Consider the following 16556-nt stretch of genomic DNA (forward strand, 5'->3'; position numbering starts at 1 on the left):
CTCGCCCTCGAGCGTCAAGCCGATGGCGTTCCGAGAATCGCGCCTGCTACTCCACTGAACAGTCAGCAAGAATTTCCAGCGGCTTTAACGCATGTGAATGAACAAAGAAAACCGACAGCCCAATGACATCGTCCCCAAACCTTCTGGAGCCCGTCACGGCGTTGTCCTTGCGTCTGTCCGCATTCGTCCATCTTACGAGCGAGGACCGTCTATTGCTGTCGCAGGCTCTGGAGAAGCGCACCCGAATTGTAGCGCCACGCCAAGACATCATACGCGAAGGAGAAGAGCCTCATTACGTCCACGTTATCCTGGAAGGCTGGGCTCAGCGCTACAAGCAATTGGCTGATGGCAGGCGCCAGATCCTGTCTTTCTTTATCAATGGCGACCTTTGCGACACGAATGTCTTTATCCTTAAGGAAATGGATCATTCGCTCTCGGCCGTGACGAGCGTTCGTTTGGCGGAGATCGGGCAGCAGGAGTTTCAGACGCTCATGGATCGCTCGCCCAGGATTGCCCGCGCGCTTTGGTGGCACGAGTTGGTGACCGTTGCAATTCAGCGCGAGTGGACGACCAGCATCGGCAGGAGAACTGCATACGAACGTATCGCCCACTTGTTTTGCGAAATGTATGTTCGTCAGCAGGTCGTGGACATGATCGAGGACGGTAGCTGCGAATTTCCGCTCACCCAGGCGGAAATTGCCGAAGCGACAGGCCTGACCCATGTCCATGTTAATCGCACAGTTCAGGAGATGCGTCGCGACAATCTGATCGAATTGCGCAACAAGCGGCTTTTGGTAAAGGATTTGCCTTCGCTCATGTCGGTGGCTCTGTTCAACCCTAATTACCTGCACCTCGACAGGAGGGAAAGGCAGCTCGGCTTCAATGGTTGAATGGCCGGGCATCAGCAGCGCCGACACAATGATGTCATCGCTTTCGCGCGGCGCATGGAGTGATGTCGGGCTGCCCGATCCGCACCGATGGCCCTCTCGATTGCAGGCCATGGTTGATCTGATCGCCGCTTCACCGCAGCCCATGGCGATATTGTGGGGAGACCGCCGCGCGAGAATTCACAATGATGCCTACGAAACGATGTTTTGCGAAGGCATGTTCGCCCAACTCGGGACTAGCGGCCGTGCAATGCCACTGGCACCGGGAGAAAGCCTTCTGCATGAACTGGCTTTCAACGGTACCGCAAGTAGCTTGCACGACGTACTTCGTCCTTGTGAGCCGGGACTGATACGCGATGCAATTCCAGTTGACATCACCTGCTCACCGCTCCCTGACGAGGCAGGAGGCATTACGGGAGTTTTGCTGGCTTTCCTGTTCCGCGGCCACGCAGACAAGCCCGGTGAAGAGAATATCCTCGCGCAAAGTCGTGCCCGTCAGGAGGGGTTGCATAGTCTGCGAAATGCCTTGGGTGTCGTCCGAATGATCATCCGCAGAACAATGTCGGCCAGCCTAAACCGCGAAACAGCGCTGATGCACATGGAAGGTCGGATCGACGCCTTCTCCCGCATCCAGATGGCGATTGGAACGGCTGCGGGGGCTCGCGGTATCTATCTGGCCGATGTGATCGGGGATGAACTTGCGGTGCATCTCGCGCGCGATGGCGAGGCTTTGGTGCTTGCGGGGCCGGAACTTGAGCTTTCCTTCAAAACCGCAGAGATGCTGGCCCTTGCCTTTCATGAGTTGGCCACAAACGCCGTCAAATATGGGGCCTTGTCAGTCGAGGACGGCAAAATATCAGTGACTTGGGCCGTGCAGCGCCGCAGCAGGGTGCCATGGTTGATACTGGACTGGAAAGAAAGCGGCGTTTTTTCGGTGAGAAAGGGGCAGGGCGGGTTCGGTACGGAGCTTTTATTGCTGTTGCTGCCCGATGAACTTGGTGCGGTTACCGACTTGGACTTCCAGTCCGATGGCCTGGAATTCCATCTCGAGCTGCCTCTTCAAGGTGGGCCTTTCAGGCCTTGATGATCGCATCAAGTTCACCCGCCAGCCGATCCACCCGTATGGGTTTTTCGTAACGCGGGATGCGGGAAAACCGGGTGGGGATCGCGTCGCCATCGTAGCCTGTCGAAAAAAGAAAAGGAACATGATCTGCGAGCAACTCGTCCGCAAAAGAAAATACCGATTGCCCCTGCAGATTGATATCCAGCACCGCAGCATCGATTGATCTTCCCGATCGATACTGGGCCTCGCCCTTATCCACAGAAGCAAAGGGGCCAAGGACTTCCATACCAGCGTCCTCAAGCACTGCCGAAATTTCGCTTGCGATGAGGTACTCGTCCTCGAGAACAAGAACGCAATAAGGGGGTGGGTCAAGCTTGAGGGCCTTCCGATCAGATTTTTGCCGCCGCACATGTTGGCAGACAAGAGCAGTTACCTCTCGATAATCTACCCATGATTGAGGTCTGCATTGATGTATTCCATGCCCGCAATTCGCCCATCGCAGGTTTTGCACCATCCGCGGTTTTTCAAGGCCTTTAGTGCACACCGGCGGTGCCGTGTACCCGCGCTGGATTTCGCGGTCGTACTCGGCGCCTTTCCTTGGCCTGCATTGCAGAATGGCTCGAGCAATGTTTTGGCACCATGGAAAACGCGACGGCACGCACCTTAGCGAAAAGTCCCAGGCTCTGTCGTTTTGGCACAGGCTTACCGTTTAGCGTACTCAGGATAGGATCGGCTTTCAGTGGAATGCGGTCCGTCCGCGATGGGGTTGAATCGCGTTGTTTTGGTGCAACTGGCCCGGTCGATGACCTGTGCGGATCGTACGATGCCAGGATGCTGACACGACGAAGGCATCTGCAACGATACGCGCATGACTGTGTTGGTTGCAGGAAGCATGAAGAAAGGACGAATGATGGCGCCTGAGCCCGATCAAAGTCACCAGCGTTCAAATGAGAACCGTGGCGGAAAAAAGCTTAATATTATTCTGACGGGAGCCGTGGCTCTGGTGGTGGTGTTGGCGGTTGGTGTGATGTGGGCCGGCGCAGACACCACCAAAAGACCAGGGGCCGATCCGGGAAGTACGCAGCACGCGCCTGCCGATTGATCTGACGCTCGCTATCGTGCCCATCAGATGGGAGACTGTTGCGCAATAGACTTCTTGCCTCCGAGTTCTCTGGTTCGATCTGAAGGTCGCACATGGTGAGGCCAAGTCGCCGCCCTTGAATGCGAAAGGCGCTGATATGACCTTCATGCGGCCAAGCCCCCCCTGCAAAGGTATGCCGGCTGGCATTGGCGTAGATTGAGTGTGGCATCGGAACTCTGGGAACATGGCGCGGTCGTGTCGATGGAAACGCGCTGGCGATGATCGCGATGGAGCGAAAAGACGATTTAGACCGTGTGTTCCGGCATTTTTCCGGAAATGAGCGGCGCTTATGCCGCTCAGGCCGGCTCCGGTGGCAAAAGCGCAAGCTTGGAGTGGCTACAGCAAATCAATTCGAGGATTACGTTGTTATGAACAGCCATTCAGATCTCTTTGCTCCGCTCCGGATCGGTGCCCTTGAAGTGCCAAACCGCGTGCTCATGGCACCGTTGACCCGAAACCGTGCCCATGCGGATGGAACGCCTGCAAATTTCGCCATCGCCTACTATCGACAGCGGGCGTCGGCGGGGCTCATCATTTCTGAAGCCACGCAGATATCTGCGATGGGCAAGGGTTACATCGATACGCCCGGTATCCACAGCAAGGCGCATGTGGAAGGTTGGAAGCCTGTCATTGAGGCCGTCCACGCGGCCGGGGGCGAATTTTCTGCCAGCTCTGGCACGTCGGGCGGATCAGCCACACGTCTCTTTTGCCGGAAGGAAGGTCCCCCGTTGCCGCCAGCGCCATCCGCGCCAAGGCACAGACCTTCACCGCCGAGGGGCCCACCGATACCTCGCAGCCTGAGGCTCTAGATGCCGATGGAATTGCCGCGACGCTTGACGATTACGAGCGTGCCGCCCGATTTGCCATGCAAGCTGGCTTCGACGGCGTGGAGGTCCATTCAGCAAATGGGTATCTGCTCGACCAGTTTCTTCAAGATGGTACCAACCACCGTGACGATGATTATGGTGGCTCAATCGATAATCGTCAGCGGCTGCTGCGCGAAACGCTGGACCGGGTTCTGTCCGTATTTCCCGCCGATCGGGTGGGAGTTCGCCTTTCGCCCCTTGGGCAGGCGAACGACATGAGTGACAGCAATCCGGAAGCCACCTTTTCCCTTGCCTATCATATGCTTGGAAAGCGCAATCTCGCGTATCTCCACGTGATCGAACAGTTTACAGGACAGGATACAGGAGAGCATGAGCGCGCGTTGCTGAAGCGCTTACGCGCGCATTATGACGGGGTTTATATTGCCAATGGCAATTACGATGCGGACCGCGCCGCTGCCGCGATCATGGCAGGGGATGCGGATGCGATAAGCTTTGGCCGGGCTTTTATTGCCAACCCCGATTTGCCGGAGCGCCTGCGTGTCGAAGCTGAGTTGACAAAACCTGATCAGGCAACGTTCTATGGCGGCGGGGTCAAGGGATACTCCGATTATCCCTTTCTTGCGCCCGACCATTGACCCGGTTGGGTGATATGCAGGCCATGCGCCGTTCGTTATTTTTGCTTGATACAGTGTATCTGCGTGCCCTGGTCTGTCATCTTGCCGAGCTTCGACTGCTTTACGGCATCCACAATGCTATCGTTGCAAATTCAAATGCCAGGGTGAGCCAACCTGGCTTGCTCGCCCGCGCGCACCGATCGGAGTTTAGAGTCCTATTCCGAGGAGGAACCCCTCCGACTTCAGTCGGATACTGGCTTTAGCCACAGACTCGCGTGGTAGCCTGTAACCTCGGGAAAAACGGAAGCTTTACGCCTTCGGCGGCTTCCGTTTTTCCCGAGGTTACAGGCTATGGCGTATCGGTCCGGTTGTCACACGACATTCCATCATCGCTACCATCTCGTTTGGGCGCCGAAGTATCGGTACAAGGTGCTCATCGGCGATGTGCGTTTGCGGGTTCGCGAGATCATCCGGCAGGTCTGCGCCGAGATGGGCGTGACGATCATAAACGGCGCGCTGTCGAAGGATCACGTCCACATGTTCGTCGAGATACCGCCCCACGTCTCGGTCGCCGACTTCGTGCGCCGCGCCAAGGGGCGCTCGTCGCGCAAAATCCAGCAGGAGTTCGAGCACATCCGTAAGCGCTACTGGGGGTAACGCTTCTGGCAACGCGGCTACTTCTCCACCACATCCGGCAACATCACCGATGACATCATCATGCGTTATCTGGACCGACATACCCACAAGGATGGCTTCAGCCCCTCCGCTTGATCCTACCGGCGTCAGCCGGTCAGATGGGGTGGTTGCCGCCCTCCCCAGACGGCATCTCAATGTGCCAAGATCGTGGTGTTTGCAGCCACAGAGCGGAAAGGATGGCAACCGTGACGAAGGATACGATGATCGGGGTAGATCTGGCAAAGAATGTCTTTCAGCTGCACGCGGCGTCGATGCGTGGGCAACCACGGTTCTGCAAGAAGCTATCGCGAGAGAAATTCCGTAGTTTCATGGCGGAGCAGCCGCCAGCAGTGGTGGTGATGGAGGCTTGCGGCAGCGCGCACTATTGGGCGCGTGAGATGGTCCGGCTTGGCCATGAGGTGAAGCTGATTGCTGCTCAATATGTGAAACCGTTCGTAAAGCGGCAGAAGAACGATGCGGCGGACGCCGAGGCCATCGTCATCGCCGCACAGCGCCCTGAGATGCGCTTTGTAGAGCCCAAGACCGCCGAGCAACAAAGTCGAGCCATCCTTTTTCGGGCCCGCGAACGGCTTGTCCACCAGCGCACCGAATTGATCAACGCGCTTCGAGCCTGCCTTTATGAGTATGGGCATGCTGTTCCGCAGGGAATGCACCAGATCACGCGGATCGCCGAGATAGTGGAAGCGCCAAATAGCGAACTGCCCGCTTTGATGCGCGAGGAGTGCGCAGAACTGCTGGAGCAAATTGCCGAGCAGACGGTGCGTATCAATGCCCGAACTGCGAAGATCAAGGCGCTGGCTTCCCAGGCCGATACGGCGCGGCGTTTGCAGACCATCCCCGGCGTTGGCCCCTTAACCGCGCTGGCTGTCGAGGCGTTTGCCCCGCCGATGGAGAACTTCAAGTGCGGTCGTGACTTTGCCGCTTGGCTCGGCCTTGTTCCGCGCCAGTTCTCTTCCGGCGGTAAAGAGCGTCTCGGACGCATCTCGAAGGCGGGGCAAGCTGATATTCGCAGGCTGCTGATTATCGGTGCGATGTCGCGGCTGAACCGACTTGGGCAGAGATCAATCCCAGAAGCTTCATGGCTGGCACGCATAATAGCGCGAAAGCCCCGAATGCTCGTTGCGGTCGCGCTGGCCAACAAGATGGCGCGGACGATCTGGGCATTGATAACGAAAAATGAGGATTATCGAATTCCGGCGCAGGCAGCGGTGGCATGAGCGACATCCGACCGACCCTGCCTGACGCCGGATAATGGGGGAATAAGAAGGCGATGACCCGAATGGGCAAAATGATCGACCAGATCTGGATCAGGAAAACCAGGTGAATGACGAGAGCATTGCAGCTCGACGGTTAGATTTGGACCTGATCCGCAGATCACCATACCGGCCAGCGGCTTCCGAAATGCCGCAATCAAAGGCCTGACAGAAGACCGCACTCGATCACAAACCCACCGGATCCGAAACTTCTTGCTTCACGGGCGGCAACCACAGAAGTCATTCAGCATTGAGAATAAAACGCTGTTCCATCGGCTTCCTGATGAAATGACACGATTGGGAACTCACGGGTGTGGTTTGTGCAGGCCTGTCGCACAAGGGAAGGGCACTGCGCGACGTTCCGGCTTGAGATGGAAATAATCACCGCTCATGCTCGCATCTCAGCGCATATAACCTTCAAATGAAATTTCGGGTCCGTAAACCTGGCCCCGTACGACGAGCCGCGCCCCGGCGACTGGTGTACGGATCGCGTTCACCGCTTATCCGAGGCGGGCGCCGTGTGCCACCTCCCGCCACGGAGACCCAGAAAAGTTCTGCTTTGGCCGCTTCCGGCGCGTTGGGTTGGCACAGAGTCATGAAGTCAGCGCCCAAATCGCGGTCCTTCGGTCATGGGCTTGGGGGCTGTTCCGGATAATGGCCTTGCGCAAACGTCTCGATCAGTTTTGCGCAAAAGGCGGGAAGGTCGTCTGGCTTGCGACTTGTGACCAGACCTTGGTCCACAACGACCTGCTCATCGACCCAGTGGCCACCGGCGTTCTCGATGTCGGTCCTGACCGTTGGAAACGAAGTCAGCGTACGGCCTTTCAGCACATCGGCTTCCACCAGTAACCACGGTGCATGGCAGATTGCGCCAACGGGTTTGCCCGCCTCAAAAAAGGCGCGAACGAATTTCACCGCTTCAGTGTTGCCACGAAGCTTGTCGGCACCAACGCTTCCGCCCGGGATAACAAGCGCATCGAAATGGTCGATGCAAGCATCGGAAAACCCTTCCTCCACGCGATACGTGCCGCCGGGATCCAGATCGTTGACGTTGGTTTGAACTTCGCCCTTCTCAAAGCCGATAATAGTAACTTTCGCCCCTGCGTGCTGTAAAGCGCGGCGAGGCTCGACGAACTCCACCTCTTCTGTGCCACGCGGCGCGATTAGAAGAGCTATGGTGCGATTTTCAAGCGAGATTCTATCTCCTTTTATTGTCAGAATTTCGCCAAATCTACGCATGAAGAGCCAAAGGGAGCTGTCAGATATTGTAACTTCTACTTAGCGCTTTCGATCCTTCGTCCTTTGTGCTCGCCCGCCTCTACGGGCAGGCGGCGCATGGGCGCGATGAGCCGTCATCCGATGAAACTGATGAGGTCATCGTTCAGTCTTGTTGGGGCTGTCGCGAACAGACCGTGAGGTTCACCGTCATATTCGATAAATTCGGCACCTGGAATTCCGGCGGCAGCAGCTCTTCCGGAAGGGGCGATCGGAACCGTCTTGTCGGCCGTGCCGTGGATGATCAGCGTAGGGACGGTGAAAGAGGCCAGATCTGGACGAAAGTCGGTCTTCGCAAAAGCGTCGATGCAATCGACTGTCGCTTTCGGACTTGCCATTGTACCGAGCAAAAAGCTCCAGTCGAGGAGGCCCTGACTGACCGGGCTGGAAATGAAACCAACTCCATAAAATTGCTTGGCGAAATCCTGCAGGAAAGCAAACCGGTCCTCTCGGATCTGGGCTTTCATGGTTTCAAATACGCTCTCATCCACCCCGTCGGGATTATCGGAGGTGTTGAGCAAATAGGGGACTACACTGCTGACCAGAACAACTTTTTGCACCCGAGCGGCACCATGACGGCTGAGATACCGTGCTATCTCGCCGCCGCCCATCGAGAAGCCGACCAATGATGCGCCGTCGAGATTGAGTCCATCAAGAATTGCTCCAAGATCGTCAGCGAACGTATCGTAATCATATCCCGAGGCGCCGTGCCCGGACTGGCCGAACCCGCGACGATCGTAGGTGATAACGCGATATCCAGATTCGAGGAGGGCCACAGTCTGGTACTCGAACATATCGCCGGTCAAGGGCCAGCCGTGGATCAGCACCACCGGTTTGCCTTGCCCCATATCCTTCACGTGAAGGTTGGTGCCATCTTTCGTTTCGATGAAAGCCATCAAGAATACTCCGTATCGAGAGTCGCCTTCAAACTTAACCACAAACATCTGTGATAGTTCACTCGGCTCGTCGTGTTGGGGTCAGTCGAAGGGCGCCTACGTGGCGTTATTCGGACGTTTCGATCTCTTCCGACGGCTCCGGCCAGAGGTTTGTGGATAGCAGGCGATCTTGGTTCGTACAGTCTTTTGCTTCTGTCCGACTGTCCGGGAGACGGGACGTCAGATGCGAAAAATCAGATTTCGATGAGCAAGGTAAAATTTCATCGCCGAGCTTGCGCGAATTTATCCCGCCAAAGTCGATACAGATCCTGAGTCGACCCGCAGGTTGGCACCGTTGATGAAGCTTGCGCGCTCCGAACACAGGAACGCGACTGCTGCGGCGACCTCTTCCGCGCGCCCCGGCGCCTGAGCGTCATCCCAGGCCGTTCTTGCACGAGGAAACTTTCGACGGCCTCATCGAAGGTGGTCCCCTTTTCTGCGGCCCGCTTTTCCATCATGGCATCTGTCATCGGCGTGGCGATGAACGCAGGCGCCACGGTATTGATAAGAACATTGTCAGGACCGTAGGCTTTGGACAGACCTTTTGCGAGATTGAGGACAGCTGCTTTCGAAGCGCAATATGGCATTTCGTCAGTATAGGGCTGAACTGCGTCCTCCGAGGCGAAAAGGATGATACGGCCCCATTTCTGGCGACGCATAGCCGGAATGGCCTCGCGGCACATGCGAACAGCCCCCATGAAATTGATGTCCAAGGTCTCGTGCCACCCTTGATCGTCGATATCGAGAAAGTCTCCGGTCGCTCCGGTAATGCCGGCGGCGTTGACGTAAATATCGGGCGGTCCCAAACGTTCGCGAACACGTTGCCAGATTTCAGCGACAGAGGCCGGGCGCGTTACATCGCCCGCGATCGCGATCACATTGCCATACGGCTGCAATTGCGTCAGGCTTTGCTCGAGTGTGCCGTTAACCTGATCGGTGATGGCTACACGAACGCCTGCCTGCAGGAGAAATTTCGCCGTTTCTTTGCCCATGCCTGAATCTGCGCCGCTGATAAGCGCAATGCGACCGGAAATACCCAGATCCATAACGGGCTCCTCTTTCTATAAGTCAAGCTTAGCGGTCATACCACACGACGGTTCTGCAAAAGGTCGGGTCGGCGACATAAATCAGGCGATGCCGGCACCGCCCGTCACGCCGTAGACTTCGCCCGTAATGTAGCTGCCTTCCTGGGAGGCGAGCAGCACGTAGACAGGTGCGATTTCCACCGGTTGACCGGGGCGACCGAAGCGACTTTGTTCGCCGAACTTCGATACCTTTTCCTGAGGCTGGCCACCGGTTGTCTGCAGCACTGTCCAGAACGGCCCCGGTGCTACGACGTTAGCACGAATGCCCTTTTTTATCAGTTGCTTGGCAAGAGCTTTCGTGTAGGCAACGATCCCGGCCTTGGTTGTGGCGTAATCGAGCAGGATATCTGACGGCTCGTAAGCCTGCACAGAAGCTGTGGTGATAACGGATGCCCCGGCAGGCAAGTGCGGAATGGCAGCCTGCGCGATCCAGTGAAGCGCATAGAGATTTGTCTTGAGGGTGGTGTCGAAATCCTGCGAACTGACCGCCACGATATCTTCCCGGAATTGCTGGTGTCCTGCATTGATAACGAGAATGTCCAATCCTCCGAGGCCCTGTACTGCGCTCTCGACCATCTGCTTGCTCCAGACCTCGTCTGTCACATCGCCTGGCAATGCAACGGCCTTACGGCCCTCGGCCTCGACGAGAGCGATGACCTCCTTGGCATCCTGCTCTTCGCTGGGCAGGTAGGAAATCGCAACATCTGCACCTTCGCGGGCGTAAGCGATGGCCGCCGCTCGCCCGATTCCGGAATCGCCTCCGGTAATGAGCGCCTTTCGGCCTTGGAGCTTGCCTGCACCAAGATAGCTCTCTTCGCCGTGATCGGGCCTGGGAGTCATACTGCCAGCGATGCCAGGGGCGGGCTGCGGCTGTTTGGCAAATGGGGGAGCGGGATATTGGGCGCGGGGGTCCTGCATCGTCAGGCGATCGGTCATGACGGGCTCCTGTAAGTGGGAGGATGAGGGCAAAAGTGCGGATCGAAACATTTGCCGTCAGCAAAGCGCTACAGTCTGATTACGAACGCATGCTGGATATGGTTCCAACAGGAATTGCAAAAAGCCATGCCATACGCCGTAACGCTAACGGCTTCGTAATCTGGCGCGGATAAAAATATGCAGCGACCCCGATATTATAGAAGTGTTAATTTAATATAGGTTTATGAACGCAGATTGCTTCCTGACGTTGTAGCAGGTAAAGCGCATATTAATCTTCCCTATGAGCAGCTGTGTTCCTATTTTTCAAATATGAAGTGCGGTCTCGGATTTGCCGCTCGGCCAACTCTGCCGCCATGATCAGGCTGTGCCCCGTATTCGCAGCGGCATGGGGGTCATCGTCACCGCCAACTCGTTGGGGCCATCGAGAATTACAACGCCCTCTTCTGCGCTGGCCACGCCGGGCTCGTCGCAAGGACGCGGTGGATTGGAAGCTGCTGTCATAATCGATGCTCTGAATGAGGGGGCAGAACGGGGTCGGAATCTTCGAGGTAGAGGTAATTGGGATCGAACTGCCCCAGCGTTACAAGTCGCTCAATGTCGAGAATTTCCACGAGGGAGGAGCGAAATACACAAACCTTTTCCTCGCGCAGCTGGCGCATGACACGATTGACATGGACGTTTGTCAGGCCGCAGATTTCCGCGATATCCATTTGGGTCAAAGGTAATACAAAGCGCCGACCATCGCTTAACCCGGCAGAGAACAACCGCGCGTTGGTTTCGCATAGAAAATGGGAAATGCGACCGATGGCGTCGAGACGCCCGAGGCGGAACAGCCAAGCCCGGTGGATCGCCGCGTCAATGAGCGTGGAAAACCAGAGCTTCCGGCTCATCTGCGGCTGTTCGGCAATGATTGCATCCAACGCATCGTGACGCACGATTGCAACCGTTGCCGCCGTCATAGTTGCCACCTCATGGTCGAGCGTCAACAGAGGATAGGCGTGCAGATCGACGAAGTCGCCTGGCACATGAATGGCGACAAGCTGACGCAAGCCGTTTCTGTCGTCGATATATCGTGACAAAAAACCGTCTATCAACAGCGTGCTTTTGCGGAGGAGCGTTCGCGGGCGTGCTACGATTTCGCGAGCATCAAGTGTTCGCACTTCAGAAATTGCAGCTTCAAGCCGCAAGCGCTCGTGCGCTTCGAGCTTCATGCCGCGTTTATATCTCAGGAAGCGATCCGTAAACATTGATGCCTTTTCAGAGTTTTTTTCAAAAACGTCTTGCAATGCGAGATCTTCAACGGATGGATTTCAGATTCCGTTGCAAAGTCCCGGTGATAATTCGTTTTAACGCAAGTTAATTTAGCCGTTCTTTGCGCAACCGCAGCTGACATTAGGGGTTCGATCGGCAGACCAGTCGATAGGAATGATCATGGCTAAGCCCCCGAAATCGAAATCTGTTCCTCGCAACGCTGCCGATGTTACGGCTGCGGACCTGGCGAGGGTCGAGATTGGCGGGGAGTCCGCTAGAAAGGCGGGCGTCATCCCGGCCGATGCCGATGTGGCTTTCTCCTACACCGAGCAGCAAGGTTCAGGGGGTGAGACACGACAAGGCGCTTCTGGCGATGTTGCCACCATGACCACCCAACAGGGTATCCCGATATCCGACGATCAGAACAGTCTCAGGCAAGGGGCGCGCGGACCGACTTTGTTGGAAGACTTCCAGTTTCGCGAGAAAATGTTCCATTTCGATCACGAGCGGATCCCTGAGCGCGTGGTCCATGCGCGAGGTTATGCGGCTCACGGTTTTTTCGAACTGACCGACAGCCTGGCGGACGTCAGCCGTGCCGACATCTTTCAGCGAGTTGGCGAAAAGACGCCTGCCTTCGTCCGCTTCTCGACGGTCGCAGGTTCCCAGGGATCTGTGGACCTTGCACGAGATGTGCGGGGTTTTGCGGTCAAGCTCTATACCCAGCAAGGGAACTGGGACCTCGTCGGGAACAATATCCCTGTCTTCTTCATCCAAGATGCGATGAAGTTTCCCGATCTGATCCATGCCGCCAAACCGGAGCCGGATCGGGCCTTCCCGCAAGCCCAGACCGCTCATGACAATTTCTGGGACTTCATCAGCCTGACACCGGAAAGTTTCCACATGATCATGTGGGCGATGTCGGACCGCGCTATTCCGCGATCGTTCCGTACGATGGAAGGTTTTGGCGTTCACACATTCCGTCTGATTGACGCCGAAGGTAAATCGACGTTCGTCAAATTCCATTGGAAGCCCAAGCAGGGCCTCCAATCGGTGCTCTGGAACGAGGCGGTAAAGATTAATGGCGCCGATCCCGACTTCCACCGCCGCGACCTTTGGGATGCGATCAATTCCGGCGAATTTCCCGAATGGGAGCTGGGCGTCCAACTGTTCGATGATGTTTTTGCTGACAGCTTCGACTTCGATGTGCTCGACGCCACCAAGCTTATTCCTGAGGAACTGGTGCCGGTCCGGATCGTTGGCCGTCTGGTTCTCGACCGTGTCGTCGACAATTTTTTTGCAGAGACAGAGCAGGTTGCCTTCTGCACCCAAAACGTGCCGCCGGGCATCGACTTCTCGAATGACCCTCTGCTTCAGGGGCGCAATTTTTCCTATCTCGATACCCAGATCAAGCGCCTGGGTAGTCCGAACTTCACCCATATCCCTATCAATGCGCCCAAATGCCCCATGCATCACTTCCAGCAGGATGGGCATATGGCGACGCAGAACCCCAAGGGGCGGGCAAATTATGAGCCTAACAGCTGGGGGCCGACCCATGGTGGGCCCAGGGAAGATCCGGCGCGCGGGTTCGCGAGCTTTGCCGAGGTAGCGGATGGCCCCAAGCAGCGGACTCGCTCTGAAACTTTTGCCGATCACTACAGTCAGGCCCGCCAATTCTTCGTGTCGCAGACCCCGATCGAGCAAAAGCATATCGGCGATGCTTTGGTCTTCGAGCTTTCCAAAGTCGAGCGCCCCGACATTCGTTCTCGGACGGTCTCGCACCTGCTCAATATCGATGCCGATTTGGCAGCAACCGTTGCCGACGGCTTGGGCATGCCTTTGCCTAACGCGGCACCTGCCGCCCGTGCCCCAATTACCAATCTGCCGCCCTCGGACAAGCTGAGCATCCTCAAGAACGGTCCCGGAAGCTTTAAGGGACGCAAGCTGGGCATTCTTCTCACCGATGGAGCCGATGCCAAGCTGTTCGCCGCTCTGGTAAAGGCAGTCGAGAAGGAGGGGGGCGTTTACGAGGTGATTGCCCCCAAGATTGCAGGCGTCACGCTATCAAATGGCAAGACCGTCGCGGCCAAACAGAAGATCGACGGCGGCCCTTCTGTGCTGTTTGATGCGGTAGCGATCATCGTGTCCGAAGACGGCGTTGCGCTGCTCGCAAATGATGCAGCGGCGAAGGATTTCGTTACCGATGCGTTTGCGCATTGCAAGTTCATAGGATTTTCCGGCGAGGCGCAGCCCCTTTTCGTCAAGGCCGGAATCGCCGACGATCTCGATGAGGGATGCTTACTGCTGGGCGCCGCAAAAGATGCTGCGGTCTTCGTGGCAACCTGCCGTGCTTTGCGCCATTGGCCTCGCGAATTGGAGGTAGATCTGGATGCAAAGCCTGCAGCCTGATTCCACCATGCCTGGCCCCTCCTATTTAGGAGATGGCGTCATGCCGCTCCCTGTTCCTGCTCATAGCGCGCGGCCGCTTCGGATCGGCATCATCTCGCATCTCAAGTATCCCATTGCCGAGCCTTTTGCGGGTGGGCTGGAAACGCATACCCATCTTCTGGCACGTGAACTGCGGGGCCGCGGACATTACGTGACAGTCTTTGCTTCGGAGCGATCAGACCCCTCCGTGGGTCTGGAAGCGATATGCGATGCGACGGCTCTGGCGGAAGTTGGGTCGGCAGAGGCCCATGATGTCGGGTTCTTTAAGGAGCATCATGCTTATCTGGCGCTGATGAAGGCATTGCGGCAGCGTTCCTTCGACGTGATTCACAACAATTCGCTGCATTACCTGCCCGTATCGATGGCCGATACCCTTCCGATGCCGATGGTCACGACCCTCCATACGCCACCATTCTGCTGGCTGGAAAGCGGTGCGCGACTGTGTGATGCTCCCAATCACAGCTTTGCAGCCGTTTCACGTTCCGTTGCCGGACTATGGGATCACGTTGCGAGAACAGACCAGGTCATTCTCAATGGCATAGACCTTCAGAAGTTTGCCTTCAGCGCAGCACCGCAGCCGTCGCCCTATCTTGTCTGGTATGGACGAATTGTCCCCGAAAAGGGGCTGCACTTCGCCATAGAGGCTGCAAAATTGATCGGCTTGCCGTTACGCATCGCGGGTCCGATTCTTGATCAGGAATATTTCAACGACTTGATCAAACCGCATCTTGGCCACGAGGTGTTTCATGTGGGCCATCTTGACCATAGTGCCCTTGCCAGGTTCGTAGGAGGGGCACGGGCCTTTTTGTGCACGCCGATGTGGGATGAACCCTATGGTCTGGTTGTCGCTGAAGCATTGGCCTGCGGGGTTCCGGTCGCGGCCTTTGGGCGGGGCGCAATCCCGGAAATTCTTGATGAAAGCTGTGGCGCGCTTGCGACACCCAACGATGTGGTCTCGCTCGCACAGGCTGTGCGAATTGCTGTCACGTTAAGCCGTGAGGATTGCCGCAGGCGAGCAGAACAGACGTGCGATGCCCGCCGAATGATCGATAGCTATGAGGCTCTCTATCATCGGCGGATTGCCGCCAATCATGGCGGTGCAGAAGCTGCAAATGCGGTGCCCTTGCTCCATGCGTAAGGAAAAAATGGCACCGCTTTTGGAAAAAGGCCTGGATTTGTGCGTGTGCGTTCCTGCCCGTAACGAGGCTGCGCGCTTGCCAGTGCTTTTTCGTGGGCTTGCTGCACAATCGAGACCTGGTCCGATCAAGGTGATTGTCGCACTTAACAACACGACGGACGACAGCCATCAGGTCCTTGCCCAGGCCCGATCGGACTATTGCGGTCGTCTCTACATTCATGTCGAGGAGGCGACGTTTGCGGCCGAGCTTGCCCATGCCGGCTCTGCTCGCCGTCTTGCTATGGATGCCGGCCTGACACTTTTGCCATCCCACGATCAGGGCATCCTCGTAAGTACTGATGCAGACACGTTCCCGCCGCCCCATTGGCTGGATAATATGGTGCGTGCATTTGCGCGCGGCGCTGATCTGGTAGGTGGGCGCATTGCGATTGATACAGCCGAGGAACTTCCGAAGAACGTTCTTGCCTTACGGCAGGCATGGGAAGCCTATTGGGAAGCGGTCAGGGCTATCGAGGATAGCCTGGATCCGTTGCCATGGAACCCGGCACCTCGGCATGGTGATCATACGGGGGCGTCTTTAGCTCTGCGCGCATGCCTTTATACTCGCTGTGGGGGGTGCCGCTCCTGCGCACTGGCGAAGATCATGCGCTGGTTATGGCGGCAATTGCCCATGGCGGGCGCCTGGCTCATCCGGCCGATGTTTTCACCTGGGTATCGCCGCGTCGCGAGGGGCGGGCTGAAGGGGGCATGGCGCAGGACATGCAGGATCTGTTCGATCTGGCAGCGTCGGGCAGTATGCCGTGCGCCCCCGGTTTCGAGCATTGGCAGGAAAGGGCGAAGTGGCGAAAGCGTCTTCGCTCGCGACCGGAAGGCCACAAAAGGATCGTACGCGAAGAACCGCTATTGCCGCCGATGCCTCGCGATTTGGTTCTGGATGTGCTGTCGTGATTGAACGACCGATCGGCTACTACGTTCACCACCATGGTGCCGGGCATCGCCAGCGTGCCGAG

At 56.9% G+C, this 16556-nt stretch carries 13 protein-coding genes and 2 pseudogenes; 9 read left to right on the forward strand and 6 right to left on the reverse strand.

Features of this window, described 5'->3' with window-relative positions:
• Positions 1-167: 167 nt before the first annotated feature.
• A complete protein-coding gene (locus CI805_RS16150) occupies positions 168-890 on the forward strand; it encodes a Crp/Fnr family transcriptional regulator (protein ID WP_260929193.1) in 723 nt (240 codons plus the stop codon).
• Positions 883-1971 (forward strand): HWE histidine kinase domain-containing protein, encoded by a 1089-nt coding sequence (locus tag CI805_RS16155; RefSeq protein WP_260929194.1) that lies wholly within the window; start codon positions 883-885, stop codon positions 1969-1971. Before CI805_RS16150 ends, CI805_RS16155 begins: the two co-directional genes overlap by 8 nt.
• Here CI805_RS16155 and CI805_RS16160 read toward each other — a convergent pair.
• Positions 1961-2236, reverse strand: coding sequence for a response regulator (locus tag CI805_RS16160; RefSeq protein WP_260929196.1), 276 nt, complete (start codon positions 2234-2236; stop codon positions 1961-1963). The two genes, CI805_RS16155 and CI805_RS16160, sit on opposite strands and share 11 nt — an antisense overlap.
• A gap of 582 nt (positions 2237-2818) precedes the next feature.
• Between CI805_RS16160 and CI805_RS16165 the strand changes: the two genes are divergently transcribed.
• From CI805_RS16165 to CI805_RS16180, 4 genes and pseudogenes are all read left to right on the forward strand, one after another.
• On the forward strand, positions 2819-3052 hold the full coding sequence (locus CI805_RS16165; RefSeq protein WP_260929198.1) for a hypothetical protein: 234 nt from the start codon (positions 2819-2821) through the stop codon (positions 3050-3052).
• A 476-nt stretch (positions 3053-3528) separates the two neighbouring features.
• A pseudogene (locus tag CI805_RS16170) lies at positions 3529-4553 on the forward strand (alkene reductase).
• Between the two features lie 330 nt (positions 4554-4883).
• The gene (gene tnpA / locus CI805_RS16175) at positions 4884-5189 is read left to right on the forward strand and encodes an IS200/IS605 family transposase (protein ID WP_409934973.1); all 306 of its coding nucleotides are present in this window, start codon (positions 4884-4886) and stop codon (positions 5187-5189) included.
• A 224-nt stretch (positions 5190-5413) separates the two neighbouring features.
• The gene (locus CI805_RS16180) at positions 5414-6445 is read left to right on the forward strand and encodes an IS110 family transposase (RefSeq protein ID WP_260929199.1); all 1032 of its coding nucleotides are present in this window, start codon (positions 5414-5416) and stop codon (positions 6443-6445) included.
• A gap of 663 nt (positions 6446-7108) precedes the next feature.
• On the opposite strand, the gene CI805_RS16185 is transcribed toward CI805_RS16180, so the two are convergent.
• The 5 genes and pseudogenes from CI805_RS16185 to CI805_RS16210 form a co-directional block, all read right to left on the reverse strand.
• Positions 7109-7678, reverse strand: a complete 570-nt coding sequence (locus CI805_RS16185; RefSeq protein ID WP_260929694.1) for a type 1 glutamine amidotransferase domain-containing protein — start codon at positions 7676-7678, stop codon at positions 7109-7111.
• Between the two features lie 155 nt (positions 7679-7833).
• Positions 7834-8652, reverse strand: coding sequence for an alpha/beta fold hydrolase (locus tag CI805_RS16190; RefSeq protein ID WP_260929201.1), 819 nt, complete (start codon positions 8650-8652; stop codon positions 7834-7836).
• 282 nt (positions 8653-8934) lie between these two features.
• Positions 8935-9737: pseudogene (locus CI805_RS16195) on the reverse strand (SDR family NAD(P)-dependent oxidoreductase).
• Between the two features lie 81 nt (positions 9738-9818).
• Entirely contained in the window at positions 9819-10712 is an 894-nt protein-coding gene (locus tag CI805_RS16200; RefSeq protein WP_260929204.1) for an SDR family oxidoreductase, read from the reverse strand.
• 497 nt (positions 10713-11209) lie between these two features.
• Entirely contained in the window at positions 11210-11959 is a 750-nt protein-coding gene (locus CI805_RS16210) for a Crp/Fnr family transcriptional regulator (RefSeq protein ID WP_260929206.1), read from the reverse strand.
• 184 nt (positions 11960-12143) lie between these two features.
• On the opposite strand from CI805_RS16210, the gene CI805_RS16215 reads away from it, so the two are divergent.
• Genes CI805_RS16215 through CI805_RS16225 form a run of 3 tightly spaced genes read left to right on the forward strand, consistent with a single transcriptional unit; the run spans position 12144 to position 16498 of the window.
• Positions 12144-14369 carry a catalase gene (locus tag CI805_RS16215; protein ID WP_260929209.1) on the forward strand — a complete coding sequence of 742 codons (2226 nt, stop codon included), beginning with the start codon at positions 12144-12146 and terminating at the stop codon, positions 14367-14369.
• 40 nt (positions 14370-14409) lie between these two features.
• Positions 14410-15546 carry a glycosyltransferase gene (locus CI805_RS16220; protein WP_260929695.1) on the forward strand — a complete coding sequence of 379 codons (1137 nt, stop codon included), beginning with the start codon at positions 14410-14412 and terminating at the stop codon, positions 15544-15546.
• Positions 15500-16498: a glycosyltransferase gene (locus tag CI805_RS16225; protein WP_260929211.1), complete on the forward strand. Its 999-nt coding sequence runs from the start codon at positions 15500-15502 to the stop codon at positions 16496-16498. The genes CI805_RS16220 and CI805_RS16225 overlap by 47 nt, the downstream gene beginning before the upstream one ends.
• Positions 16499-16556 lie beyond the last annotated feature (58 nt).

This window comes from Novosphingobium sp. 9 (genome assembly GCF_025340265.1).
Lineage (GTDB): Bacteria > Pseudomonadota > Alphaproteobacteria > Sphingomonadales > Sphingomonadaceae > Novosphingobium.